General features: G+C 64.1%; 24 protein-coding genes and 1 tRNA gene. 13 read left to right on the forward strand and 12 right to left on the reverse strand.

Annotation, left to right across the window (positions count from 1 at the left end):
* Window positions 1–9 precede the first annotated feature (9 nt).
* Entirely contained in the window at window positions 10–225 is a 216-nt protein-coding gene (locus CJU94_RS04820) for a cysteine-rich CWC family protein (protein ID WP_095417740.1), read from the reverse strand.
* Window positions 226–489: 264 nt separating this feature from the next.
* Here CJU94_RS04820 and argB point away from each other — a divergent pair, with 264 nt between their 5' ends.
* The 7 genes from argB (at window position 490) to CJU94_RS04855 (ending at window position 7847) form a co-directional block, all read left to right on the forward strand.
* The gene (gene argB, locus CJU94_RS04825; RefSeq protein WP_007179687.1) at window positions 490–1389 is read left to right on the forward strand and encodes an acetylglutamate kinase; all 900 of its coding nucleotides are present in this window, start codon (window positions 490–492) and stop codon (window positions 1387–1389) included.
* Window positions 1390–1622: 233 nt separating this feature from the next.
* On the forward strand, window positions 1623–2426 hold the full coding sequence (locus CJU94_RS04830; protein ID WP_095417741.1) for a pyrimidine 5'-nucleotidase: 804 nt from the start codon (window positions 1623–1625) through the stop codon (window positions 2424–2426).
* Window positions 2393–3094 carry a nucleoid occlusion factor SlmA gene (gene slmA / locus CJU94_RS04835; protein ID WP_095417742.1) on the forward strand — a complete coding sequence of 234 codons (702 nt, stop codon included), beginning with the start codon at window positions 2393–2395 and terminating at the stop codon, window positions 3092–3094. The genes CJU94_RS04830 and slmA overlap by 34 nt, the downstream gene beginning before the upstream one ends.
* Window positions 3095–3404: 310 nt before the next feature.
* Window positions 3405–4550 (forward strand): homoserine O-succinyltransferase MetX, encoded by a 1146-nt coding sequence (metX, locus tag CJU94_RS04840; protein ID WP_095417743.1) that lies wholly within the window; start codon window positions 3405–3407, stop codon window positions 4548–4550.
* Window positions 4547–5155, forward strand: coding sequence for a methionine biosynthesis protein MetW (metW, locus tag CJU94_RS04845; protein WP_095417744.1), 609 nt, complete (start codon window positions 4547–4549; stop codon window positions 5153–5155). Before metX ends, metW begins: the two co-directional genes overlap by 4 nt.
* Window positions 5156–5169: 14 nt before the next feature.
* The gene (locus tag CJU94_RS04850; protein ID WP_095417745.1) at window positions 5170–6564 is read left to right on the forward strand and encodes an AmpG family muropeptide MFS transporter; all 1395 of its coding nucleotides are present in this window, start codon (window positions 5170–5172) and stop codon (window positions 6562–6564) included.
* Window positions 6561–7847 (forward strand): M48 family metallopeptidase, encoded by a 1287-nt coding sequence (locus CJU94_RS04855; RefSeq protein ID WP_095420224.1) that lies wholly within the window; start codon window positions 6561–6563, stop codon window positions 7845–7847. Before CJU94_RS04850 ends, CJU94_RS04855 begins: the two co-directional genes overlap by 4 nt.
* A 103-nt stretch (window positions 7848–7950) precedes the next feature.
* On the opposite strand, the gene CJU94_RS04860 is transcribed toward CJU94_RS04855, so the two are convergent.
* The 5 genes from CJU94_RS04860 to gatC all read right to left on the reverse strand — a co-directional run bounded on the left by CJU94_RS04860 (window position 7951) and on the right by gatC (window position 13212).
* Window positions 7951–8730, reverse strand: a complete 780-nt coding sequence (locus tag CJU94_RS04860) for an exodeoxyribonuclease III (protein ID WP_095417746.1) — start codon at window positions 8728–8730, stop codon at window positions 7951–7953.
* A gap of 46 nt (window positions 8731–8776) precedes the next feature.
* The gene (locus CJU94_RS04865; RefSeq protein WP_091797252.1) at window positions 8777–9616 is read right to left on the reverse strand and encodes a PPK2 family polyphosphate kinase; all 840 of its coding nucleotides are present in this window, start codon (window positions 9614–9616) and stop codon (window positions 8777–8779) included.
* A 134-nt stretch (window positions 9617–9750) separates the two neighbouring features.
* A complete protein-coding gene (gatB, locus tag CJU94_RS04870; protein ID WP_095417747.1) occupies window positions 9751–11226 on the reverse strand; it encodes an Asp-tRNA(Asn)/Glu-tRNA(Gln) amidotransferase subunit GatB in 1476 nt (491 codons plus the stop codon).
* A gap of 5 nt (window positions 11227–11231) precedes the next feature.
* Window positions 11232–12719 (reverse strand): Asp-tRNA(Asn)/Glu-tRNA(Gln) amidotransferase subunit GatA, encoded by a 1488-nt coding sequence (gene gatA / locus CJU94_RS04875; protein WP_095417748.1) that lies wholly within the window; start codon window positions 12717–12719, stop codon window positions 11232–11234.
* Window positions 12720–12912: 193 nt separating this feature from the next.
* Window positions 12913–13212: an Asp-tRNA(Asn)/Glu-tRNA(Gln) amidotransferase subunit GatC gene (gene gatC / locus CJU94_RS04880; RefSeq protein ID WP_095417749.1), complete on the reverse strand. Its 300-nt coding sequence runs from the start codon at window positions 13210–13212 to the stop codon at window positions 12913–12915.
* On the opposite strand from gatC, the gene CJU94_RS40740 reads away from it, so the two are divergent.
* From CJU94_RS40740 to rodA, 6 genes are all read left to right on the forward strand, one after another.
* On the forward strand, window positions 13211–13360 hold the full coding sequence (locus CJU94_RS40740; protein ID WP_157763715.1) for a hypothetical protein: 150 nt from the start codon (window positions 13211–13213) through the stop codon (window positions 13358–13360). The two genes, gatC and CJU94_RS40740, sit on opposite strands and share 2 nt — an antisense overlap.
* Window positions 13361–13592: 232 nt before the next feature.
* Entirely contained in the window at window positions 13593–14636 is a 1044-nt protein-coding gene (locus CJU94_RS04885; protein WP_004189550.1) for a rod shape-determining protein, read from the forward strand.
* A 153-nt stretch (window positions 14637–14789) separates the two neighbouring features.
* Window positions 14790–15932, forward strand: a complete 1143-nt coding sequence (gene mreC, locus CJU94_RS04890; protein WP_095417750.1) for a rod shape-determining protein MreC — start codon at window positions 14790–14792, stop codon at window positions 15930–15932.
* Window positions 15929–16441 carry a rod shape-determining protein MreD gene (gene mreD, locus CJU94_RS04895; protein ID WP_095417751.1) on the forward strand — a complete coding sequence of 171 codons (513 nt, stop codon included), beginning with the start codon at window positions 15929–15931 and terminating at the stop codon, window positions 16439–16441. Before mreC ends, mreD begins: the two co-directional genes overlap by 4 nt.
* Before the next feature lie 141 nt (window positions 16442–16582).
* Window positions 16583–18892 carry a penicillin-binding protein 2 gene (mrdA, locus tag CJU94_RS04900; RefSeq protein WP_095417752.1) on the forward strand — a complete coding sequence of 770 codons (2310 nt, stop codon included), beginning with the start codon at window positions 16583–16585 and terminating at the stop codon, window positions 18890–18892.
* A gap of 11 nt (window positions 18893–18903) precedes the next feature.
* Window positions 18904–20052, forward strand: coding sequence for a rod shape-determining protein RodA (rodA, locus tag CJU94_RS04905; RefSeq protein WP_095417753.1), 1149 nt, complete (start codon window positions 18904–18906; stop codon window positions 20050–20052).
* An 89-nt stretch (window positions 20053–20141) separates the two neighbouring features.
* On the opposite strand, the gene CJU94_RS04910 is transcribed toward rodA, so the two are convergent.
* From CJU94_RS04910 to CJU94_RS04935, 6 genes are all read right to left on the reverse strand, one after another.
* On the reverse strand, window positions 20142–20843 hold the full coding sequence (locus CJU94_RS04910) for a tetratricopeptide repeat protein (protein WP_095417754.1): 702 nt from the start codon (window positions 20841–20843) through the stop codon (window positions 20142–20144).
* A complete protein-coding gene (locus tag CJU94_RS04915) occupies window positions 20840–21622 on the reverse strand; it encodes an HpcH/HpaI aldolase family protein (protein WP_095417755.1) in 783 nt (260 codons plus the stop codon). Before CJU94_RS04915 ends, CJU94_RS04910 begins: the two co-directional genes overlap by 4 nt.
* A 245-nt stretch (window positions 21623–21867) precedes the next feature.
* Window positions 21868–22311 carry a 6-carboxytetrahydropterin synthase QueD gene (queD, locus tag CJU94_RS04920; protein ID WP_095420225.1) on the reverse strand — a complete coding sequence of 148 codons (444 nt, stop codon included), beginning with the start codon at window positions 22309–22311 and terminating at the stop codon, window positions 21868–21870.
* Window positions 22312–22320: 9 nt separating this feature from the next.
* Complete coding sequence (gene queE, locus CJU94_RS04925) at window positions 22321–22953, reverse strand: 7-carboxy-7-deazaguanine synthase (RefSeq protein ID WP_095417756.1); 633 nt, start codon at window positions 22951–22953, stop codon at window positions 22321–22323.
* Between the two features lie 97 nt (window positions 22954–23050).
* Complete coding sequence (gene queC / locus CJU94_RS04930; RefSeq protein ID WP_095417757.1) at window positions 23051–23782, reverse strand: 7-cyano-7-deazaguanine synthase QueC; 732 nt, start codon at window positions 23780–23782, stop codon at window positions 23051–23053.
* Between the two features lie 388 nt (window positions 23783–24170).
* Window positions 24171–24246 (reverse strand) — tRNA-Phe (locus tag CJU94_RS04935).
* Window positions 24247–24278 lie beyond the last annotated feature (32 nt).

Here is a 24278-nt window from a genome sequence, read left to right on the forward strand (position 1 = left end):
GGGCGTCAATCACACGCCGGGCGGCGCCTGGCCCGCTCGCGCAATCTCCGCGGCAAGGCACTCGGGACACAGACAACGTCCCGCCGGATCGAGCCTGTCCGCCGGCAACGACGGCATTTGGCGGCACCAGCATTCGAACGGTTGCGCATGTTTGCCGCAATCGAACGTATTGCCGCAGCGCGGACAGCGCGCGCTGCTTGAAGAGCGGGCGGCGGACGGTTTCATGACGGGCCGGATGGTCTCGCTTCAGCCTGGATCAGGAAATGATGCCACGTCTGGCGGACCGCCGTGAGTCGTCCGTTCGGCTAATTCACAGGCACTGCCGCGCCGCGTTACGCTCGATCGTCGGCTGGCGTCGGCGGCTGTCGTTGCGCGGTGCGCAAAGCCCGCGGCACCCACCGTTTGCGCAGGTATCGAAAACCCTGTTGCAGCGCGCCAGTCCTGTACAATTCGCCCTGATTCAACTGTTCCGTGCCCGAGCCTGCCGCCATGTCCGAGCTTCCTGACCTTTCGCAGATTGCGCCCACCCTGAAGGCTGAAATCCTGGCCGAGGCGCTGCCCTACATTCGCCAGTATCACGGCAAGACCGTGGTCATCAAATACGGCGGCAACGCGATGACCGAGGAGCGCCTGAAGCAGGGCTTCGCGCGCGACGTGATCCTGCTGAAGCTGGTCGGCATCAATCCGGTCATCGTGCACGGCGGCGGTCCGCAAATCGACCAGGCGCTGAAGAAGATCGGCAAACAGGGCACTTTCATCCAGGGCATGCGCGTCACCGACGAAGAGACGATGGAAGTCGTCGAATGGGTGCTCGGCGGCGAAGTGCAGCAGGACATCGTCACGCTGATCAACCACTTCGGCGGCCACGCGGTCGGCCTGACGGGCAAAGACGGCGGCCTGATCCATGCACGCAAGATGCTGATGCCGGACCGCGACAATCCCGGCCAGTACGTCGATATCGGCCAGGTGGGCGAAGTCGAGGCAATCAACCCGGCGGTCGTGAAAGCGCTGCAGGACGACGCGTTCATTCCGGTGATCTCGCCAATCGGTTTCGGCGAAGACGGCCTGTCGTACAACATCAACGCGGATCTGGTCGCGGGCAAGCTGGCGGTCGTGCTGAACGCCGAAAAGCTCGTGATGATGACGAACATCCCCGGCGTGATGGATAAGGAAGGCAATCTGCTGACCGATCTGTCGGCGCGCGAAATCGACGGCCTGTTCGCCGACGGCACGATCTCCGGCGGCATGCTGCCGAAAATCTCGTCGGCGCTGGACGCGGCCAAGAGCGGCGTGCGTTCGGTGCACATCATCGACGGCCGCATCGAGCACTCGGTCCTGCTGGAGATTCTCACCGAGCAGCCGTTCGGCACCATGATCCGTTCGCATTGATTCCAGCCTCAAATCCGGCACACATGGCACGTCAGCGTGACGTGTCATGTGTGCCGTGCAGTTGCGCTACACAGTCGTACGGCGCGCACGGCGTCCACGGCGTCCACGGCGGCTGGCAACGCGCCGCCTCCGCGCACCGCCCCGCTTCCTCTACTATTCTCGCCATCCGCACCGTGAACCGTTCGCGTTCGCCGCGCGAGGCGACGGTTCGCGCCTGAACGGCGTACTCCATCATGCGCACTCCCACTTCCCGACGCCGTCGTCCGCATATCGCAGGAGGCCGTCCGGTCTGGCTGTTCGATCTCGACAACACGCTGCACCACGCATCGCACGCAATCTTTCCGGCGATCAATCAAGGCATGACGCAGTACATCATCGACGCCTTGCAAGTGGACATCGACGAAGCGAACCGTCTGCGCACGGGCTACACGCAGCGCTACGGCGCGGCGCTGCTCGGCCTCACGCGCCACCATCCGCTCGATCCGAACGACTTCCTGAAGGTCGTGCATACGTTCCCCGATCTCGGCTCGATGATCCGCCACGAACGCGGCGTGGCGCGCCTCGTGGCGGCGCTGCCGGGCCGCAAGATCGTGCTGACCAACGCACCCGAGGCGTATGCGCGCGCGGTGCTCGCCGAACTGCGCATCGAGGGCCTGTTCGAACAGGTGATCGCCATCGAACACATGCGCGATCGCCGCCACTGGCGCGCCAAGCCCGACCACGCGATGTTGCGCAAAGCCATGCGCGACGCCCACGTTTCGCTCAAGGACGTGATCCTCGTCGAAGACACGCGCTCGCATCTGAAGAACTATCGGCGTCTCGGCATCCGCACGGTGTGGATCACCGGCCATCTGCCGCGCAAGCCGCACGCGGACGGCATACCGACGCGCCTGCCCGGCACCGGCCGGCCGCACTATGTCGACCGGACCATTCGTTCGTTAAAATCGCTACGACTGAGCACCCGCTCGGTTCGATTGAAGAGACAGCAGACGGGACGACAGCCATGCAGCCGATCGACAAGCCTGACGAAGTCTTAGCCGAACACGAACCGACCGCCACGCTCGCCGCCCCGCGCGCGCAGCGCCTGAAACCAGGCGAGCGCCGCGTGCACATTCTCCAGACGCTCGCCGCGATGCTGGAAGCGCCAAAGGGCGAAAAGATCACCACCGCGGCGCTAGCCGCGAGGCTCGGTCTCTCGGAAGCCGCGCTTTACCGGCATTTCGCCAGCAAGGCGCAAATGTTCGAAGGGCTCATCGAGTTCATCGAGCAAACCATCTTCGGTTTGATTAACCAGATTGCCGACAAGGAAAGCAATGGCGTGCTGCAGGCGCGCGCGATCGCGTTGATGCTGCTCAACTTTCCCGCGAAGAACCCCGGCATGACGCGCGTGCTGACCTGCGAGGCGCTGGTCGGCGAACACGAACGCCTGACCGAACGCGTCAATCAGATGCTGGAGCGCGTCGAGGCGTCGCTGAAACAATGCCTGCGGCTCGCGCAAATGGAGGCGCACGCCGGCGCGAGTCCGAGGGACGACGCCACCGCGCAGCACGCCGCCGTTCCATTGCCTGCCGGCTACGATCCCGCGCTCCGCGCGAGTCTGCTGCTCAGCTATATCATCGGCCGCTGGCACCGCTATGTGCGCAGCGGCTTCGCGCGGCCGCCCGCCGAACACGCCGACGCGCAACTGCTCCTGATTCTTCAGTAGTCCGGGCGGCCTGCGCCGCGCTGTGGCTGCGCCCGCGGCGTTGCCGCACGAAAATTTCCGCTATACTTTGCGCCTGACTGCGGCGCCGCGATGCATCGGGAGCCGCTATCCGCAACACCCTGAGCACCTGCTTCAAACACTTGGACGCGCCGATTTGCTGACTCGATTGCGGGCGCGCGAACTGCCGGGAACGTTTCCCGCGGTTCACTATAAGTGCGGCTAAAGAGGTCGTCAGCCGCGCACACAGCCGTTCTCCTCCGTGCTTCGCCGACGCCGTCTAGCCGCCCTGTTTTGTTAAATGGCGGAATGAATGGAATCGATCGGTATCGTCGCTCCCCAAAAAATGCATTTCACCGAGCCGCTGCCGTTGCAGAACGGCAGCTCGCTCGCCGGTTACGACCTGATGGTCGAGACCTACGGCACGCTCAACGCCGCGCGTAGCAACGCGGTGCTGGTGTGCCACGCGCTCAACGCCTCGCACCACGTGGCGGGCGTGTATGCCGACAATCCCAAGGACGTCGGCTGGTGGGACAACATGGTCGGGCCGGGCAAGCCGCTCGACACCGACAAATTCTTCGTGATCGGCGTGAACAATCTGGGCTCGTGCTTCGGCTCGACCGGGCCGATGAGCATCAATCCGTCTACCGGCAATCCGTACGGCGCGACCTTTCCCGTCGTGACGGTGGAAGACTGGGTCAACGCCCAGGCGCGCGTCGCCGATCAATTCGGCATCACGCGCTTCGCCGCGGTGATGGGCGGCAGTCTCGGCGGCATGCAGGCGCTTGCGTGGAGCATGATGTATCCGGAGCGCGTCGCTCATTGCATCGTGGTCGCGTCCACGCCCAAGCTGTCGGCGCAGAACATCGCGTTCAACGAGGTCGCGCGCTCGGCGATTCTCTCGGACCCGGACTTTCACGGCGGCAACTACTACGCGCACAACGTGAAGCCGAAGCGCGGCTTGCGCGTCGCGCGCATGATCGGCCACATCACCTATCTGTCGGACGACGACATGGCCGAGAAATTCGGCCGCTCGCTGCGCCGCGCTGAAGGCGCGCGGGACGCGTACAACTTCAACTTCGACGTCGAATTCGAGGTGGAGTCGTACCTGCGCTACCAGGGTGACAAATTCGCCGACTACTTCGATGCGAACACGTACCTGCTGATTACCCGCGCACTCGACTACTTCGACCCGGCCAAGGCGTTCGACGGCGATCTGACGGCCGCGGTCGCGCACACCACGGCCAAATATCTGATCGCCAGCTTCACGACCGACTGGCGTTTCGCGCCGGCCCGCTCGCGCGAACTGGTGAAAGCGCTGCTCGATCACAAGCGCACGATCACCTACGCGGAAATCGACGCGCCGCACGGCCACGACGCCTTCCTGCTCGACGACGCGCGCTATCACAACCTGATGCGCGCCTACTACGACCGTATTGCGAACGAGGTGAACGCATGAACCAGCGAGCCCTGGATTATCTGGCGCTGCGCCCCGACTTCCGCGCGATCGCCCGCTGGGTCGAACCGCGCGCCACCGTGCTGGATCTGGGCTGCGGCGACGGCTCGCTGCTCTCGCTGCTGACCGAAGAACTGGATGTGTTGGGCTACGGCATCGAGATCAACGACGCGGGCGTGCTGGCGTCGACGCAAAACGGCGTCAACGTGATCCAGCAGAATCTGGAAGACGGCCTGCGCCTGTTCGAAGACGGCAGCTTCGATTTCGCAGTTCTGTCGCAGACGCTGCAAACCATTCATCAGACGGCCGCGATCCTGCGCGAGACCGTGCGGGTCGGCAAGGAATGCATCGTGTCGTTTCCGAACTTCGGCTACTGGGCGCATCGGCTCTCGGTGCTGCGCGGCCGCATGCCGGTGTCGAAGTCGCTGCCTTATCAATGGCACAACACGCCGAACGTGCGGGTGCTGACCATCAAGGATTTCGAGGCGCTCGCGCCGGAAGTCGGCATCGAGATTCTCGACCGGGTCGTGCTGCACGAGGGTCAGGTCGTGCGGTGGGGGGTGAACTGGCGTGGTAGTCTTGCGGTCTATCGCGTCAAGAAAAGCTAACGCAAGTTATCCACATGTCGAACCCGCCGCACGAGGCGCCTGCACTTACCGCTCACGAAGAACATCCCGGCTGGCGCGCGTTCCTGAATACGCGCATGCTGATCTGCGTCTTTCTCGGCTTTACGTCGGGATTGCCGCTGTTCACGCTCGTCTATCTGGTGCAGGCATGGTTACGCTCCGAAGGCGTCAACCTGAAGGAAATCGGCCTCTTTGCGCTGATCCAATTCCCGTACACCTGGAAATTCATCTGGGCGCCGCTGATGGACCGCTACGTCCCGCGCTTGCCCGGCTGGCGTCCGGGCAGACGGCGCGGCTGGATGCTGGTCACACAGATTCTGGTGGCCGGCGCCATGGGAACGTTGGGGTTCGTCTCGCCCAAAGAGTCGATCTGGACGGTGGCGGCCCTGACGGCGCTGGTCGCGTTTTTCGGCGCCAGCCAGGACATCGTGATCGACGCCTACCGGCGTGAGTTGCTAAGCGATACGCAGCAGGGGCTCGGCAACGCGGTGCATGTGAACGCCTACAAGATCGCGGCACTCGTGCCCGGTTCGCTCGCGCTGATCCTGTCCGACCATTTGCCGTGGAGCACCGTGTTCATCGTGACCGCCGCGTTCATGCTGCCCGGCATGGTCATGACACTGGTGGTGCGCGAACCCGCAGTACACGGCACGCCGCCCAGGGACCTGCGCGAAGCGATCGTGCAGCCGTTCAAGGAATTCATTCAGCGTGACGGCTGGCGTGGCGCGCTGTTCGTGCTCGGTTTCATCTTTCTGTACAAACTCGGCGACACGATGGCGACCACGCTGTCCACCTCGTTCTTTCTGGACATCGGATTTTCTCGCACGCAGATCGGCGTGATCGCGAAGACCACGGCGTTCGGCGCCAGTCTGGCGGGCGGGATCGTCGGCGGGATCTGGCTAATGAAAATCGGCATCGGCCGGGGCTTGTGGATCTTCGGCATCCTGCAGATGGTGTCGACGCTCGGCTTCGCGTGGCTCGCGCATCTCGGGCCGGCTTCGCCCGGTCTCACGGCGATTTACGACATCGCCGTCGGGCTGAGCCAGGGCACGACGAAGCTGCTGGCGCTGGTGGGCATCGATTGGGCCGTGCAGCTCGAGCCGCGTTCAGTTGCTCTCGCGCTCGTCTACGGCTTCGAAACCTTCGCCACCGGTCTGACGATGGCGGCTTTCACGGCGTATATCGCCAGCACCACCGATCCGCGTTACACGGCTACCCAATTCGCGCTCTTCACGAGCCTCGCTTCGGTGCCGCGCACGCTGGCTTCGGCCGCAAGCGGGTATGTGGTCGCGCAGATCGGCTGGTTCGATTACTTCATCGTTTGCACTGCGCTGGCCTTGCCCGGCATGGTGCTTCTGCTGCGTATCGCGCCGTGGAGGACGCGGTCGTGAAGGCGCTTCTCCCGAAGGCCGTACTGCGCCCGATTACATCCCGGCGTCCTGCGCGCAACGCGAGACGCGCGGCTCTGCACACGGTATGGTCGCTCGGCTGTGTGAGCCTGACGTTGGCCGCGCCTTTGAGCGCCTACGCGACCGCCATGCCGGCCACTGCTACCAGCACGGCCGCACCCGCTGCTGCGCCGGTACCCGCCACATCGGCCGCGCCAACGGCGAAGGCCGCAGCGGCCGCCGCGAGCCAAGAAAGCGCGACATCGGCGGTGCAAGGCACGACCAACGCGGGCAGCGCCGTTGGCGCCGGCAGTGCGCCCGCCACTGCCACACCGCCCTCGGCGGCGCCGTCGACGCCGTCGACGCCATCGCCGCCGGCTCCGGTCACGGCGAGGACGCCGGCGCCGTCCGCAGCCGCCAAAGCGGCCGCCGGCACATCAATGCCTGCCGCAGCGTCCGCACCGTACAGCCTGACGAACACGCAGTTGCGCTACGGCGGCTATCTGGTGTTCCGCAACCTGATTCCTTCGCCGATGCTCGAGGCGCAAGCCGCCGAAGAGTTCAACCAGATCGCCTACGGCGCCGAGCACGCGAACCGGCTGTATGGCGACGCCGACGCACACGTCACGCGCGTGCGCTCGATCGTCGACAAGCTGATCCCGTACTCGCTGAAATGGAACGAGCGGGCCAAGAACTGGAAGTGGGATGTGGCGGTGGTGCGCTCGCCCGATATCCGCATGTACTGTCTGCCGGGCGGCAAGATCGTCGTGTATGGCGGGCTGCTCGACCGCGCGCGTTTGAACGACAACGAACTCGGCATGCTGATCGGCCACGAGATCGCGCACGCGCTGCGCGAACATGCGCGCGAGCGGCTCGGCCAACTGCAGGCGAGCCAGCTCGACTCGTCGGGTACGATCCCGCAACTGTTCGGACTCGCCGACCTCGGCGCGGCGCCGCTCGGCATCGGCTCGCGCCTCCTGGAAATGAAATACGAGAATACCGACGAGACCGAAGCCGACGTGATCGGCAGTGATATCGCGTCGCGCGCCGGCTTCGATCCGCGCGCGGCGGTCACGCTCTGGGACAAGCTCGCGCAGGCCACGCGCGGCAATCGCGATCAGGGCTTCATCTACGTGCATCCGTACACGCCGGCGCGCCGCCAGGACATCATCAAACGTCTGCCCGACATGCTGCCGCTCTACGCGAAAGCGATCGGCAAAACGGTCGATGCGCTGCCGGACTACGGCGGCATGGGCCGCCCGCGCCGCACACCGGCCCGCAACTGAGCGGCGCAGGCCGAGCCCGGCGCGGCTCAGCTCTTGTGTGGCGAAGCGCGCCGTTGTGGGGAGGCTACTTTGGCCTCGCCCTCTGCCAGAACGCGGACTCTGCTTATTTCTTGAGCTTGTGGTCGTAATCGACCGTCAGCGGCGCATGGTCGCTGAACTTGATATCGCGGAACACGTCAGTGCGTTTCGCCTTGCTCGCGATACCCTGCGTCGCGATCTGATAATCGATCCGCCACCCGACGTTCTTCGCGTAGGCCTGGCCGCGATTGCTCCACCATGTGTACTGCTCCGGCCGCTGGTCGAGCGTGCGGAACACGTCGACGTAACCCACTTCGTCGAACAGTTTGGTGAGCCATGCGCGCTCTTCCGGCAGGCAACCCGAGTTCTTCTGATTGCTCTTCCAGTTCTTGATGTCGATTTCCTTGTGGACGATGTTCACGTCGCCGCACACGATCACTTCGCGCTCCTGAGCCAGTTCCGCGAGATGCGGCATGAACTCGTCCATGAAACGGTATTTGGCCTGCTGGCGTTCGTCGCCGCTCGAGCCCGACGGCACGTACACCGAAATCACCGAGAGCTTGCCGAAACGCAGTTCAACATAGCGCCCTTCCGGGTCGAACTCCTCGCTGCCGAAGCCGATTACCACTTCGTCCGGTTCGTGACGCGTGTACACGCCCGCGCCGCTATAACCCTTCTTCACGGCGTGCTGGAAATAGCCGGTGAAGTTGTGTGGCGCCATGAATTCCGGCGTCATGTCGTCTTGCGAGCATTTGATTTCCTGCACGCACAGCACGTCGGCTTTCTGTTCGCCGAACCAGTCGAAAAAGCCCTTCTTCGCCGCTGAACGGATACCGTTCAGGTTGGCGGTAATCACACGCAACATGTCGTTCCTTATATGGTCGATTCGTTTCTGAAGCAAAGGGGCACGCTCACGCGATCTTGATGCCCTTCAGCGATTCTTTGGCAGGCGGAAATTCGAGCTTCAGCGTTTCGAATGCGCGCAACAGCAATTCGGCCACCATCACATTGCGATGCGTCTTCGAGTCCGCCGGAATCACGTACCACGGCGCGTATTCGGTCGATGTCGCGGCGAGCGCCTCGCCATAGGCCACCTGATATTTGTCCCACTGCTTGCGCGCTTCGAGATCGGCGACGTCGAATTTCCAATGCTTGGTCGAATCGTCGATACGCGCCTGCAAACGCACACGCTGCTCTTCTTTCGAAATGTGCAGCATGCACTTGATGATGGTCGTGCCGCTATCTGCCAGCAATGCTTCGAACTGGCGGATGTGGCGGCAGCGTTGCGCGAAGGCTGGCGCGTCCAGGTTGCCGAGCACCGTGGGCACCAGCAGATCTTCGTAATGACTGCGGTTGAAGATCGTCAGTTCGCCCGCCGCAGGCGCTTGCGCATGCACGCGCCAGAGAAAGTCGTGCGCGAGTTCGACGGGCGTCGGCGCCTTGAACGGCACGATGCGCAAACCCAGCGGATCGACGTCGTGAAACACCGCGCGGATCGTGCCGTCCTTGCCGCTCGTGTCCATGCCCTGCAGCACCAGCAGGACGCGGCGCGTCTGCTGCGCATGCAGGCGCTCCTGCTGGGAGTCGAGCTTCTCGCCGATCTCCAGGAGGCGGGCTTTGTCGGCGTCTTTCGAACCGGCCGAAAAGGGTTTTGCAGCCGGATCGAAACCGTCGAGCGAGAATTTGTTTTTCTTCTTGCCGTCGTCGAAATACGGCACGCGGAAGTCGTCGAGTTCAGGTTGCCTGGCCATCCACACACTCCGTGATCTGCGTTTAAACGGTCCCGCAAATGAAACGGGCCGCTGCCCCACTTTCGTTTCCGGCAACAGCCCGCGGTGGCCAAAGCGCGAACGCTTAGGCCGTGCTTTTTTAACTCAGCTTCAACTCAGGACAGCTTCTTCTTGAGCAGTTCGTTTACCTGCGCCGGATTCGCCTTGCCCTTGGTCGCTTTCATTGCCTGACCGATCAGCGCGTTGAACGCCTTTTCCTTGCCGGCGCGGAATTCCTCGACCGACTTCTGATTCGCAGCGAGCACTTCGTCGATGATCGCTTCGAGCGCGCCGGTATCCGAAATCTGCTTCAGGCCCTTCGCTTCGATGATGCGATCGGCAGCGGCTTCGTCGGTGGCTTTCTCTTCCCAGATCGCGAGGAAAATTTCCTTGGCGATCTTGTTGGAGATCGTGCCGTCGGCGATACGTTGCAGCAGCAACGCGAGTTGCGCTGACGACACCGGACTTGCTGCAAAGTCGAGGCCTTCGCGATTCAACTGCGACGACACTTCGCCCATCAGCCAGTTAGCCGCAGCCTTCGCATTGGACGGGCCGACTTTGCTCACCACCGCTTCGTAGTACGCCGCCATCGCCTTGCTCGAGGTCAGCACGTTGGCGTCGTAAGGCGTCAAACCGTATTGCGTGACGAAGCGTTGTTGAATCGCGACCGGCAGTTCCGGCATCTCGCTCTTCACGCGCTCGACCCACGCCGCGTCGATCACGAGCGGCATCAGATCGGGATCGGGGAAATAGCGGTAATCGTGCGCGTCTTCCTTGCTGCGCATGGAACGCGTTTCGCGCTTGTCCGGATCGTACAGACGCGTTTCCTGCACCACCGTGCCGCCGTCTTCGATCAATTCGATCTGACGGCGCACTTCGTACTGGATCGCTTCTTCGAGGAAGCGGAACGAGTTCAGGTTCTTGATCTCGGCGCGCGTGCCGAATTCGGCCTGACCGACCGGGCGCACCGACACGTTAGCGTCGCAACGGAACGAGCCTTCCTGCATGTTGCCGTCGCAGATGCCAAGCCACGTCACGAGCGTATGCAGCGTCTTGGCGTAGGCCACCGCTTCGGCCGCGCTGCGCATTTCCGGCTCGGTGACGATCTCGAGCAGCGGCGTGCCGGCGCGATTCAGGTCGATGCCGGTCATGCCCGCGAAGTCTTCGTGCAGCGACTTGCCCGCGTCTTCTTCGAGGTGGGCGCGCGTGAGGTTGACGACCTTCTCGTACGCTTCCTTACCCGTCTTTTCGTTGGCCGGCACCTGAATCGTCACCTGGCCGCCTTGCACGACGGGGATTTCGTACTGGCTGATCTGGTACCCCTTTGGCAGATCGGGATAGAAATAATTCTTGCGCGCGAAGATGCTGCGCGGCGCCACCGTCGCGCCGATCGCGAGGCCGAACTGGATCGCGCGCTCCACAGCACCGCGATTCATCACCGGCAAGGTGCCCGGCAAGGCCAGATCGACGGGGCAGGCTTGCGTGTTCGGCGCCGCGCCGAATTGCGTCGAGGCGCCCGAAAAAATCTTCGAGTGGGTCGACAGTTGCGCGTGGGTCTCCAGACCGATCACGACTTCCCATTGCTTGGTCATGGTGCTCACACTCCTGCCGGTGTTTTGCGGTGCCAGTCGGTCGCGCGCTGGAACGCGTCGGCCACCTGCAGCATCCGGGCTTCGTTGAAATAGTTGCCGATGATCTGCAGACCTACCGGACGCTGCGCATTCGCGCCCGCGCCGAAGCCGCACGGCACGCTCATGCCCGGCAAACCGGCGAGGCTCACCGACAGCGTGTAGATGTCGGCCAGATACATCTGCACCGGATCGTCGCCCTTCGCGCCGAGGTCCCATGCCACCGTTGGCGCGACCGGCCCCATGATCACGTCGCATTGTTTGAACGCTTCCTGGAAGTCCTGCGCGATGATGCGGCGGATCTTCTGCGCCTGCAGGTAGTACGCGTCGTAGTAGCCGTGCGACAGCACGTAGGCGCCGACCAGAATGCGGCGCTTCACTTCCGGACCGAAGCCTTCGGCGCGCGACTTCTTGTACATGTCGAGCAGATCGCGATACTCCGCGGCGCGATGGCCGAAGCGCACGCCGTCGAAACGCGACAGATTCGACGAAGCCTCAGCCGGCGCGATCACGTAGTACACCGGGATCGACAACTCGGTTTTCGGCAGCGAGACCTCGACCAGCGTGGCGCCGAGCGCTTCGTATTGCTTGAGCGCGGCGTCGATCGACGCGCGCACGTCGTCGGCGAGACCGGCGCCGAAATACTCTTTCGGCAGGCCGATGCGCAGGCCGGCGAGCGGTTTGTCGGCACCGGCTTCTTTCCACGGCTTGCCGAGGTGGCGCGTGTAGTCTTCGTCGTCACGCACGAGGCTGGTCGAATCGCGCTCGTCGAAACCGGCCATGGCGTTGAGCAGCGTGGCGCAATCCGCGGCGCTTTGCGCCATCGGGCCGCCCTGATCCAGCGACGAGGCGAACGCGATCATGCCGTAACGCGACACGCGGCCGTACGTGGGCTTGATGCCGGTAATGCCGGAGAACGACGCCGGCTGACGGATCGAGCCGCCGGTGTCCGTGCCGGTCGCGGCGGGCGCGAGGCGTGCGGCCACGGCCGCGGCCGAGCCGCCCGACGAGCCGCCCGGCACAGCCTGCACATCCCACGGATTCTGCACGGGACCGAAGTACGAATTCTCGTTGGACGAGCCCATCGCGAACTCGTCCATATTGGTCTTGCCCACGCACACCATGCCGGCGTTCTGCAGACGCGCGACCACGGTCGCGTCGAACGGGCTCTCGTAGTTCGACAGCATTTTCGAGCCGGCCGTGGAGCGCCAGCCCTTGGTGACGAACACATCCTTGTGCGCGATCGGCAGGCCGACCAGCGGGCCGGCGTGGCCGGTGTGGAGCAGCGCGTCCGCGGCTTTGGCCTGCGCGAGCGTCAGCTCGGGGTCGACCTGGATGAATGCGTTCAGGCTATTGGCCGCGTCGATCCGCTTCAGATAGAGCTGCGCCAGTTCGACTGCGGAGCATTCCTTGGCCGTCAATGCGGCGCGCAGTTCGCTCAAACTTTTTTCATGCATTGCGTTTTATCCTGAAGAGCGCGGCAGCGCAGTCACGCTGCCGTGGAGGCGTTCGGCTGCCCGCCGGCTAGCCGGGCCGGGAAAGCCGGAGACGACGGTCACGCGAGCGCCGGGACCACGAGTCGATATGCCGCACGGGTCGGCACATCGCCGGGGCTGGCTCGCACGCCGCGCCGGGCGCGATGCGCGGGTATTACTCGATCACCTTCGGCACGAGGTACAGGCCGTCCTGCACGGCCGGCGCCGGGCGCTGGAAAGCTTCGCGCTCGACCGTTTCGGTCACCGCGTCGTCGCGCAAACGCAGCGCGACGTCTTCGATCTGCTCGATCGGGTGGGCAAGCGGGGCGATGCCGGTGGTATCGACCGCCTGCATCTGCTCGACGAGGCCGAAAAAATCGTTGAGCTGAACAAGGGTGTGCTCAGCGTCGGCGTCGGCCAGTTCGAGCCGCGCAAGATGCGCGATGCGTTTTACATCGGTCAGGGTCAGAGCCATGCAGTCACCGGAAAATGTGGTGGACCGCCGCAGCACGCAAAAAACAGCGCTGCGACAGCGGGTTACGACGCTGGAGGAAGCCCTCGAAAAAGGGGCCAGCGGCGGCAAAAAGTGCCGTCCGTTTCCTTCAAAACATCCAAAATTATAAGGTATCATTACGCGTTCGACCCAAACCCGGACCGACTTACCAAGGCCTTTCTGAACGATTCCCCAAGATCGTTCGGATTTTTCTGACCTGGCTTTGCACCGGCCTCCGGTAGACTCCCTCGCAGCTTCAAGTTCCTGTGGCGCCGCTTCCGCCCGGTTGAAGCTGTTATTTTTTCCGCTGCCGCCCTGCGCATACGTTGCGAGGCCCGGCCCCAAGCGAGACAGGATTTTGAATGTTCGGTTTTTTGCGCAGCTACTTCTCCAACGATCTGGCCATTGACCTCGGCACGGCCAACACGCTCATCTACATGCGTGGCAAGGGCATCGTTCTTGATGAACCGTCGGTGGTCTCGATCCGCCAGGAAGGCGGTCCCAACGGCAAGAAAACCATCCAGGCAGTCGGCAAGGAAGCCAAGCAGATGCTCGGCAAGGTGCCGGGCAACATCGAAGCGATCCGCCCCATGAAAGACGGCGTAATCGCCGACTTCACCGTCACCGAGCAGATGATCAAGCAGTTCATCAAAACTGCTCACGAATCGCGCATGTTCTCGCCGTCGCCGCGTATCATCATTTGCGTGCCGTGCGGTTCGACCCAGGTCGAACGCCGCGCGATCAAGGAAGCCGCGCACGGCGCGGGCGCTTCGCAGGTCTACCTCATCGAAGAACCCATGGCTGCCGCGATCGGCGCCGGCCTGCCGGTGTCGGAAGCCACCGGCTCGATGGTCGTCGACATCGGCGGCGGCACGACCGAAGTCGGCGTGATCTCGCTCGGCGGCATCGTGTACAAGGGCTCGGTGCGCGTGGGCGGCGACAAGTTCGACGAAGCGATCGTCAACTACATCCGCCGCAACTACGGCATGCTGATCGGCGAGCAAACCGCCGAAGCCATCAAGAAGGAAATCGGCTCCGCCTTCCCGGGTTCCGAAGTCAAGGAAATGGAAGTGAAGGGCCGCAATCTGTCGGAAGGCATTCCGCGCAGCTTCACGATCTCCAGCAACGAAATTCTCGAAGCCCTCACCGATCCGCTGAACCAGATCGTGTCGTCGGTGAAGATCGCGCTTGAACAGACGCCACCGGAACTGGGCGCGGACATCGCCGAGCGCGGCATGATGCTCACGGGCGGTGGCGCGCTGCTGCGCGATCTGGACCGCCTGCTCGCAGAAGAAACCGGCCTGCCGGTGCTCGTCGCCGAAGACCCGCTGACCTGCGTTGTGCGTGGCTCGGGCATGGCGCTCGAACGCATGGACAAGCTGGGCAGCATCTTCTCGTACGAGTAAGCGAGCCCGTCTCCATGTCAGTAGCGCGGATCTGGCAAACGGCCCCTTGCGGGCCGGTTTGCCGTCGGCTGGGCCTGCCAGCCTTCGCGCGCTGAACGCGCGTCCCTCGCGCGCCGCCGTCTCACCCAACCGCTCACGCCCCCGGCGCCGACCATGGAATACAGTCCGCCGCCCCTGTTCAAGCAAGGACCGTCCGCCCTCGCCCGACTCGTGTTTTTCGTCGTGCTGGCGCTCGCCCTGCTGATCTCCGACGCTCGCTTCAAAACGCTCGAAATCGTGCGTGGCGTGCTCGGCGCGGGTCTTTATCCGTTGCAACGCGCGGCGCTCGTGCCGCGCGACATGTTCGTGGGCGCGGCCGACCTGGCCGTGACCAGCGCCACGCTGCGCAGCGAAAACGACAAACTGCGCAGCAAAGATCTGCAGCTTTCGCAGCAAGCCAATACGGCGGCCGAGCTGGCCGCCGAAAACGCGCATTTGCGCGCGCTGCTGCAACTGTCCCAGCGTTCCACCACTGAATCGCTGCCCGCCGAGATTCAGTACGACACGCGCGATCCTTTCACGCAGAAGGTGGTGATCGGCCGCGGTGCGCAGCAAGGCATCCAGAACGGTTCGCCGGTCGTCAACGAAGACGGCGTGATCGGCCAGGTGACACGCGTCTTCCCGCTGCAAGCCGAAGTGACCCTGCTCACGGACAAGGATCAGGCTGTCCCCGTGCAGATCGTGCGCACTGGCTTGCGCAGCGTGATTTACGGCACGCCGAAGGGCGACACGCTCGATCTGCGCTTCGTGCCGATCAGCGCCGACATCCAGTCCGGCGACGAACTCGTCACGAGCGGACTCGACGGCGTCTATCCGCCGGGCCTGCCGGTCGCCAGGGTGGTGCGGGTCGACAAACAGGCCGATACGGCGTTCGCGCGCGTGATCTGCCTGCCGATCGCGCCGGTGCGCGGCGCACGTCAGTTGCTGGTGCTGCATTACGTGAACAATGTGCCGCCGCGTCCCGCCGAAGAGCCAGACGCGGCCACCGCCGCGAAAGACGCGAAAGCGAAGAAGGGCGGCAAGCCGGCGGACGCCAAGGCCGCGGCGGACAAAGCTCCGGCAAAAGCAGGCGAAAAACCCGCCGCCGAGAAGCCCGCGGCGGCCAGGCCCGCTGACAAAGCCCCAGCCAAACCGGCGGCCGCGGAGAAGAAGCCTTCCGACAAGAAGCCGGCCGCTGAAAAGAACGCCGCCACCGAAAAGAAACCGGCCGCTGAAAAGAACGCGAAGCCGCCAGCCACACCGGGGGCGCAGCCATGAACCGTCCGCAATACATTCTGCAGCCGGTCAACCCGTACTTCATCTCGTTCAGCCTCGCCGCCGCGTTCCTGCTGAACCTGATGCCTTGGGGGCGCCTTGTCGGCGTGCCGGACTTCGTGGCGCTCGTGCTGCTGTTCTGGAACGTGCATCAGCCGCGCAAAGTCGGCATGGGTATCGCGTTTTCGCTCGGTTTGTTGATGGACGTGCACAACGCCAGCCTGCTCGGCGAGCACGCGCTGGCATATACGTTGTTGTCGTACGGCGCGATCACCATCCACCGCCGCGTGCTGTGGATGTCGCTCGGCGTGCAGACTTTCGCGGTCATGCCGCTGCTGGTCGTCGCGCAACTGGTGCCGTTCGTGATCCGTCTGCTGACGGGCGCGGCGTTTCCAGGCTGGGGTTATCTGATCGACGGTTTCGTCGAAGCCGCGCTATGGCCGGTCACCAGCATGCTGCTGCTGATGCCGCAGCGCCGCCCGGCCGACCCGGACGATACCCGGCCAATTTGATCACGCATCGGGGCCGCCGGCCGTTCTGATGGAACCCGCTTTGCCGGCCCGCTCGACGCGCGTCGCTGTTCATGCCTTCCGGTTCCGGCCGGAATAGGCGCACACTCATGATGGCCGTCATCCGGCCTTTTGCAGAATCGCATGACCGAATTCAAGGACACCCAGCAACAGCTCTCGAAGTTCCGCCTGCGCGTCGCGGCGGCGGGCCTGTTCGTGTTCGTCTGCTTCGGGCTGATCGTCTTCCGGTTCCTGTTCCTGCAGGTCTGGCACTACAGCAAATACTCGCTGCAAGCCGATGAAAACCGCATTTCCGTCGCGCCGATCGTGCCGAACCGCGGCATCATCACCGATCGCAACGGCGTCGTGCTGGCCAAGAACTACTCGGCCTACACGCTCGAAATTACCCCGTCGAAGCTGAACGACTCGCTCGAAAACGTGATCGACAACCTGGCCACGGTCGTCTCGATCGACGCGCGCGACCGCCGCCGCTTCAAGAAGCTGCAGGAAGACTCGAAGAACTTCGAGAGCCTGCCGATCCGCACCCGCCTGACCGACGACGAAGTCGCGCGCTTCACCGCGCAGCGCTTCCGTTTTCCTGGCGTGGAAGTGCGCGCGCGCCTGTTCCGCCAATATCCGCTCGGACCGACGGCGGCGCACGTGATCGGCTACATCGGGCGGATTTCACAGCGCGATCAGGACCGCATCGACGACGCCAGCGACCAGAACGACAGCGATCCGGACCACTACGATCCGCGTCTGGACGCGAACAACTACAAGGGCACCGACTACATCGGCAAGATCGGCGTCGAGCAGAGTTACGAGACCGAGTTGCATGGCCAGACCGGTTTCGAGGAAGTGGAAGTGACCGCCGGCGGCCGCCCCGTGCGCACGTTGTCGCGCACCCAGGCCACGCCGGGCAACAACCTGGTGCTGTCGCTCGATATCGGGCTGCAGCAGGTTGCCGAGCAGGCTTTCGCGGGACGGCGCGGCGCGCTAGTCGCGATCGAGCCATCGTCGGGCGACGTGCTCGCGTTCGTGTCCGCGCCGAGCTTCGATCCGAATTCGTTTGTCGACGGCATCGATCAGCAGACCTGGGACGACCTCAACAATTCACCCGACCACCCACTGCTCAACCGGCCGCTGCACGGCACCTATCCGCCAGGGTCGACCTACAAGCCGTTCATGGCGCTCGCCGCGCTCACGCTGCATAAGCGCACCCCGGGCTGGGGCTTCCAGGATCCGGGCTCGTACACCTTCGGCGGCCACACGTTCCGCAACGACGTGCGTTCGGGCCAGGGCTGGGTCGACATGAACCGCGCGATCGTGGTGTCGAACGACACGTATTTCTACATGCTCGCTCACGATCTCGGCGTCAACAACATCGCCAACTTCATGAAGCCGTGGGGCTTCGGCCAGATCACCGGCATCGACATCTCGGGCGAGGCGCGCGGCATCCTGCCGTCCACCGAATGGAAGCGCAAGGCATACCGCAAGCCGGAACAGCAGCGCTGGTACGAAGGCGAAACGATCAGCCTCGGCATCGGCCAGGGCTACAACTCGTTCACCATTCTCCAGCTTGCTCATGCCACGGCCACGCTCGCGAACAATGGCGTCGTGATGAAGCCGCACCTCGTGCGCGACATCGAAAACCCGATCACGAAAGACACCCGTGCGGTCGTGCGCGATCCGAGCGACAAAATCGCGGTGAAGCAATCGGACATCGACATCATCAAGCGCGCCATGGAAGGCGTCGTGACCAATGGGACGGCGTCGAAACTGTTTATCGGCGCCCAATACCAGGCGGCCGGCAAGACGGGGACGGCGCAGGTCTACTCGCTGCAAGGCGCGAACTACAAAGGCCACGCAATCGCCGAACATCTGCGCGACCACGCGCTTTTCATCGCCTTCGCGCCCGTCGAGCAGCCGAAGATCGCGCTCGCGCTGATCGTCGAAAACGGCGGCTGGGGTGCGGAATCGGCGGGCCCGATTGCGCGCAAGGTGCTCGACTACTACCTCGTCGGCAAGAACAAGCCGGGCGCGCAGCAAGCGGCTATCGAAGCCGCGGCGTCCGCGACCGAAGACGCGTCCGCGCCCGAAGTCGGCGGCGCACCGTCGCCACAGGACTCGGCTCAGCCGGTCAAGGTCGCGGCGGGCTTCACTGCCCTGCCGATTCCCGGCGCGGCTTCGGCGGCAGCGGCGGCCTCCGCTGCGGCGGCGGCGGCGAGGGCGGCCTCCGCGGCAGCAGTTGCGTCCGCGCCCGCTGTCGCGTCGGCGCCCGTTGCCGCCTCCACGTCGGCCGCCGCAAAGAATCCGACGCCGCGTAAGTCCGGCGCCCCGCATCACCCCCGCCCGGCCAGCGAGCCGGCGCCGAGCGCCGCGGCACCGTCGCGCGATGACGGCACCCAGGCCACGTCGCCACGCCAGCCGGTTTCCGGCGGCATCGACGAGTAAGGAGAAAAGGCATGCAATTCGACAAGCGCGCCTGGCTCGACCGCATCAAGCGGATGTTCGCGGGCTTCGATCGCCCGCTCGCGCTGATCGTGTTTCTGCTGCTGTGCGTCGGCATCGTCACGCTGTACAGCGCGAGTCTGGACGTCCCGGGCCGCGTGGAAGACCAGTTGCGCAACATCATGCTGACGTTCGTGCTGATGTGGGCGCTCGCCAATGTTCCACCCACCACGCTGATGCGCTTCGCGGTTCCGCTCTATACGTTCGGGATCGCGTTACTGGTCGCGGTGGCGCTGTTCGGCCTCACACGCAAGGGCGCGAAGCGCTGGATCAATGTCGGCGTGGTGATCCAGCCGTCGGAAATCCTGAAGATCGCCACGCCGCTGATGCTCGCGTGGTACTACCAGCGCCGCGAAGGCGTGATGCGCTGGTACGACTACCTGGTCGGCCTGCTGATTCTCGCGGTGCCGGTCGGCCTGATCGCCAAACAGCCCGATCTCGGCACGGCCGTGCTGGTGTTCGCGGCCGGCTTCTTCGTGATTTACTTCGCGGGGCTGAGTTTCAAGCTGATCGTGCCAGTGCTGATTGCAGGCGTGATCGCGGTCGGCTCGATCGCCGCCTTTCAGGACAAGATCTGTCAGCCCGAAGTGCAATGGCCGTTGATGCACGACTATCAGAAGCACCGCATCTGCACGCTGCTCGATCCGACCTCGGATCCGCTCGGCAAGGGCTTCCACACGATCCAGGCGGTCATTGCGATCGGCTCGGGCGGTCCGCTCGGCAAAGGCTGGCTGAAGGGCACGCAGGCGCATCTGGAGTTCATCCCCGAGAAGCACACCGACTTCATTTTCGCGGTGTTCTCCGAAGAGTTCGGGCTGGCGGGCGGTATCGTGCTGCTCACGCTGTACATGCTGTTGATCGCGCGTGGGCTGTATATCGCGGCCAATGGTGCGACGCTGTTCGGACGTTTGCTGGCCGGCTCGCTGACCATGGCGTTCTTCACCTACGCCTTCGTGAACATCGGCATGGTGAGCGGTATCTTGCCGGTGGTCGGCGTACCGTTGCCGTTCATGAGCTACGGCGGCACCGCCCTGACCACGCTGGGTGTGGCGATTGGCCTCATCATGAGTGTCGCGCGGCAAAAGCGGTTGATGCAGAGTTAGCGCGTCGGGTCGGTCGGCGAACCAGGCCTGAAACAAGGCGATCAATAGCAGAAGGGGCACACCGTCATCACGGTGCGCCCCTTTTTCGTTTACTGCGGCTTCACTTCCTTCTGATCCCGCAACTGCGCGCTGAGTTGCTGATACTTGAGCCGCGCCGCCGGATCGCCCTGCGCCGCCGCGGCGGCGTAATAGGCGCGCGCCACGTTCAGATTCTGGTCCACGCCGTCGCCGCCGCGCTCGTAGAACGAGCCGGTCACGTATTGCGCGGTCATGTCGCCGCCTTGCGCCGCCTTCTTGTACCAGACGAACGCCTGCTTGTTGTCGCGCTCGGTGCCGCGTCCATCGAGGAACTGATTGGCGAGCGCCAACTCGGCCTGCACGTGTCCTTGCTGGGCCGCCTTCAGAAACCAGCGGTGCGCCTCGACCGGATCGCGCCCGACGAACTCGCCGTCGTCGTACATCTTGCCGTACACGTACTGCGCGTGCGACATATTGGCGTCGGCGGCCTTGCGCAGCCATTTCTTGCCTTCATCGACGTTAGCCGGGCCGCCTTCGCCGTTGAGCAACATCATCGCGTAGTTGAACTCGGCGAGCCGGCTGCCGCGCTCGGCAGCCTTGCGGAACTCGGCCAGCGCCGCGCCGAGATTGCCGGCGTTGTAGTCGGCGACCGCGGTTTGCGTCTGCGGGTCGTTCGACTTCGCCACGCCGCTCTGCGCGTACGCAGCCGCACTCGCCATCAACGCCGCCGTGACCGCCAGACGCACCACGACGCACTGCACCATCCCCTTCATGACCTCACCTCCTGCAACGCCTGGCGAGTCGCGCGCAACATCCACATGACGTCGGCGGCCAGAGCGATAAAACGGAAACCGGCGTCGCGATGCTGCCTGGCGCTCGCGACATCCATAGCAAAAATACCGGCGGCAATACCCGCCTTGTCCGCAGCGCTCACAATGCGCGCCATCGCGGCCTGCACGTCCGGATGTTTCGAATCGCCGAGATGACCGAGGCTCGCCGCAAGATCGGCGGGGCCGACGAACAGGCAATCGACGCCGGGCGTCGCCGCGATCTTTTCCACCTCCTGCAGGCCGCGCGCCGACTCGATCTGCACGATGGTCGCGATCTGCGCGTTGGCCGTCTGCACGTAGTCGCGCCGCATGCCGTAGGCCGCGGCGCGCACCACGCCAGCGACGCCGCGTTCACCGTCGAGCGCCCCGGCGGTCGGATATTGCGTGAGACGCACGGCGCGCGCCGCCTCGTCAGCGGACTCGATGTTCGGGAACATCAGCGTACGCGCGCCGGCATCCAGCACGCGCTTGACGAGCCAGGCCTCGCTGGCCGGCACGCGCACGACCGGCTCGCTCGGCAGATGCGCAGCGCCGATCGCGCGCAATTGCGAGGCGACGTCGCCGCTATCGTTCGGCGCATGCTCCATGTCGATCAGCAGCCAGTCGTAGCCGGCGTGCGCGAGCGCTTCGGCGGCGGCGTCGCTGCCGAGCGAGAGCCACAGGCCGAACAGCGGCTCGGTTTCTTTCAAACGTGTCTTGAGGGGATTGGTCAAGCTGCTCATCGCCGCGCTCCGTGACGCCGATGAAATGCGTCGCCCGAAACGCGCGACAGCATGCCGGCGTGATGGGCGGTGGAAAGACAAAAACGATGGCTCAGGCCGTGGCGGCCCGGATGCCTGCTGCGACGCAATGCGGTGACCGGCATGTCTCGCTCCGTGTGGTTATCGGAGCGATCATACCGTGACAATAACGCGAGGGTTGGACGGTCCCAACGGGACTTCGCGGGAGGCGCGCCGCGATGTTGCGCTTAGTCGCGGACCACGTCGGCCCAGCAATTCGGCGTCTCGTACAGGCGCAGCTTGTGCAAACGCAGATTCACGCCGTAATGGGCGTCGTAGACATTCGCGAGCACGTCGAACGCGACGGCGGCCAGGTTTTCGACGGTGGGAATGCGATCGAGCACCACCGTCTTGTGGTCGGCCATCGTTTCCAGGAAACCGCGCACCTGCGTGTCGCCTTCATAGACGAGAAACGCGTGGTCCCATTTGTCGACCAGATGCTCGACGGCGAGCGACTTCACGTCGGCGAAGTCCATCACCATGCCGCGATCGGGCGCGCCTTCGGTGTCGACCAGATCGCCTTGCAGCGTGATTTCGAGCACGTAGCGATGACCGTGCAGATTACGGCACTGGCTGCGGTGATCGGGGATGCGGTGACCCGCGTCGAATTCGAGTTTTCGTGTAATCGTCAGCACGGCAAATCAGGGAATGTTCAGATACTTGTGGGTCTGCATCGACAGGCGCCATTGCGGATGGCGTTTGCACCAGTCGATCGCGAGCTTGGTGTTGATGTCGCGCGACGGGCCGTCCATTGGCTGGACGAGGAAATACTCGAAGTCGAGCTTCGCATACTCGGACAAGCGTTGGTTGTCCTGCGGGATCACGACCTTCAGTTCGTTGCCTCGGGTCACGACAAGCGGCGCGTCGGCCTTCGGGCTCACGCAGATCCAGTCGATCGTCTCGAGCACCGGCAGCGAGCCGTTGGTTTCAATGGCGATTTCAAAGCCGGCGGCATGCAGCGCGTCGACCAGGGGCGGGTCGATCTGCAGCATCGGTTCGCCACCCGTGCACACCACGAAGCGCTCGCCCTCGCCTTGCGGCCATTGCGACGCGATCATCTGCACCAGCTCTTCAGCCGTGCGGTACTTGCCGCCGTTCTCGCCGTCGGTACCGACGAAATCGGTATCGCAGAAGCGGCATACCGCCTCGGCACGATCTTCCTCGCGGCCCGACCACAGGTTGCAGCCGGCAAACCGGCAGAAGACAGCCGGACGCCCGGCATTCGCGCCCTCGCCCTGCAACGTGTAGAAGATTTCCTTGACCGCGTAAGTCATGCTGCTGTCTGCCCTGTTCCTGAAAATGGTTGCTCGATCTGTACGCCTGAACTGCGCGTCTGAGCTTCGTGCCCCAACTGCGCCGGTGCGAGAAACGTCAGACTGGCTCGGTGACCTTCTCGCCGGCCAGGTACGCTTCGTAACCGCGCTTGCGCAAGCGGCACGCCGGGCATTCGCCACAACCAAAGCCCCACGCATGCAATTCAGCCCGTTCGCCGACGTAGCACGTATGCGTCTCGACGCGCACCAGCTCGACCAGTTCGGCGCCGCCGAGCTCGTGGGCGAGGCGCCAGGTGTCGGCCTTGTCGAGCCACATCAACGGTGTTTCGAGCAGCAAGCGCGTGTCCATGCCGAGGTTCAGCGCGACTTGCAATGCCTTCATCGTGTCGTCGCGGCAATCCGGATAGCCGGAGAAATCCGTCTCGCACATGCCGCCGACCAGCACCTGCAAACCACGCCGATACGCAATTGCCGCAGCGATGGTCATGAACATCAGGTTGCGGCCCGGCACGAACGTGTTCGGCAAACCGTTGGCCGTGGCTTCGATCTCGATCTCGCGCGTCATCGCCGTATCGCTGATCGCGCCGAGCACCGACAGATCGATCATATGGTCGTCGCCGAGGCGCTCGGCCCAAGCCGGAAAGGCGCGCGCGACGGCGTTGCGAAACCCCTCGCGGCATTCCAGTTCGACGCGGTGCCGCTGACCGTAGTCGAAGCCCAGTGTCTCGACAGTTTCATAACGTTCGAGCGCCCAGGCGAGGCACGTGGCGGAATCCTGGCCGCCGGAAAACAGCACCAGAGCGCTACGTTTAGCGTCGTTGCGGATCACCGTGAAACTCCGTGAATGAAGAGTGCCACGTCGCGCTGCGCGAGGTGCGCCATGCAAGCAACGCGGCGCGACGCGTGCCGGCACTGCTGCCGGCCCAAAGCAGTATAGGCCGCGCCTTCCGCATGCAGAGTCGCTGGGTGCTTATACCGTTAATCGTCGGGCGAAGGGTTCGGTGCAGGTAGCGGCGTTGCCGCGCGGCACTCATGTGCAAGTCCTTGAACTGGCGCGATTTTATCATGCGGCGCCGACCACCGCCGAGTGCGCCCTGCCACACGGCACGTGCAAGCCGAAGCAACGGACGCCCGTGATGTCCATGATGCCCGTCACACAATAGGCGACGCAAAAAGGAAAAGCCCCAGGAATCTTGCGATTTCCTGGGGCTGAATCCTGGTGGCCTGGGACGGAATCGAACCATCGACACGCGGATTTTCAATCCGCTGCTCTACCAACTGAGCTACCGGGCCAACGAAGAACGAAATGATATCAAAGGGTCAGC

This window comes from Paraburkholderia aromaticivorans, from assembly GCF_002278075.1.
GTDB classification, from domain to species: Bacteria; Pseudomonadota; Gammaproteobacteria; order Burkholderiales; family Burkholderiaceae; genus Paraburkholderia; species Paraburkholderia aromaticivorans.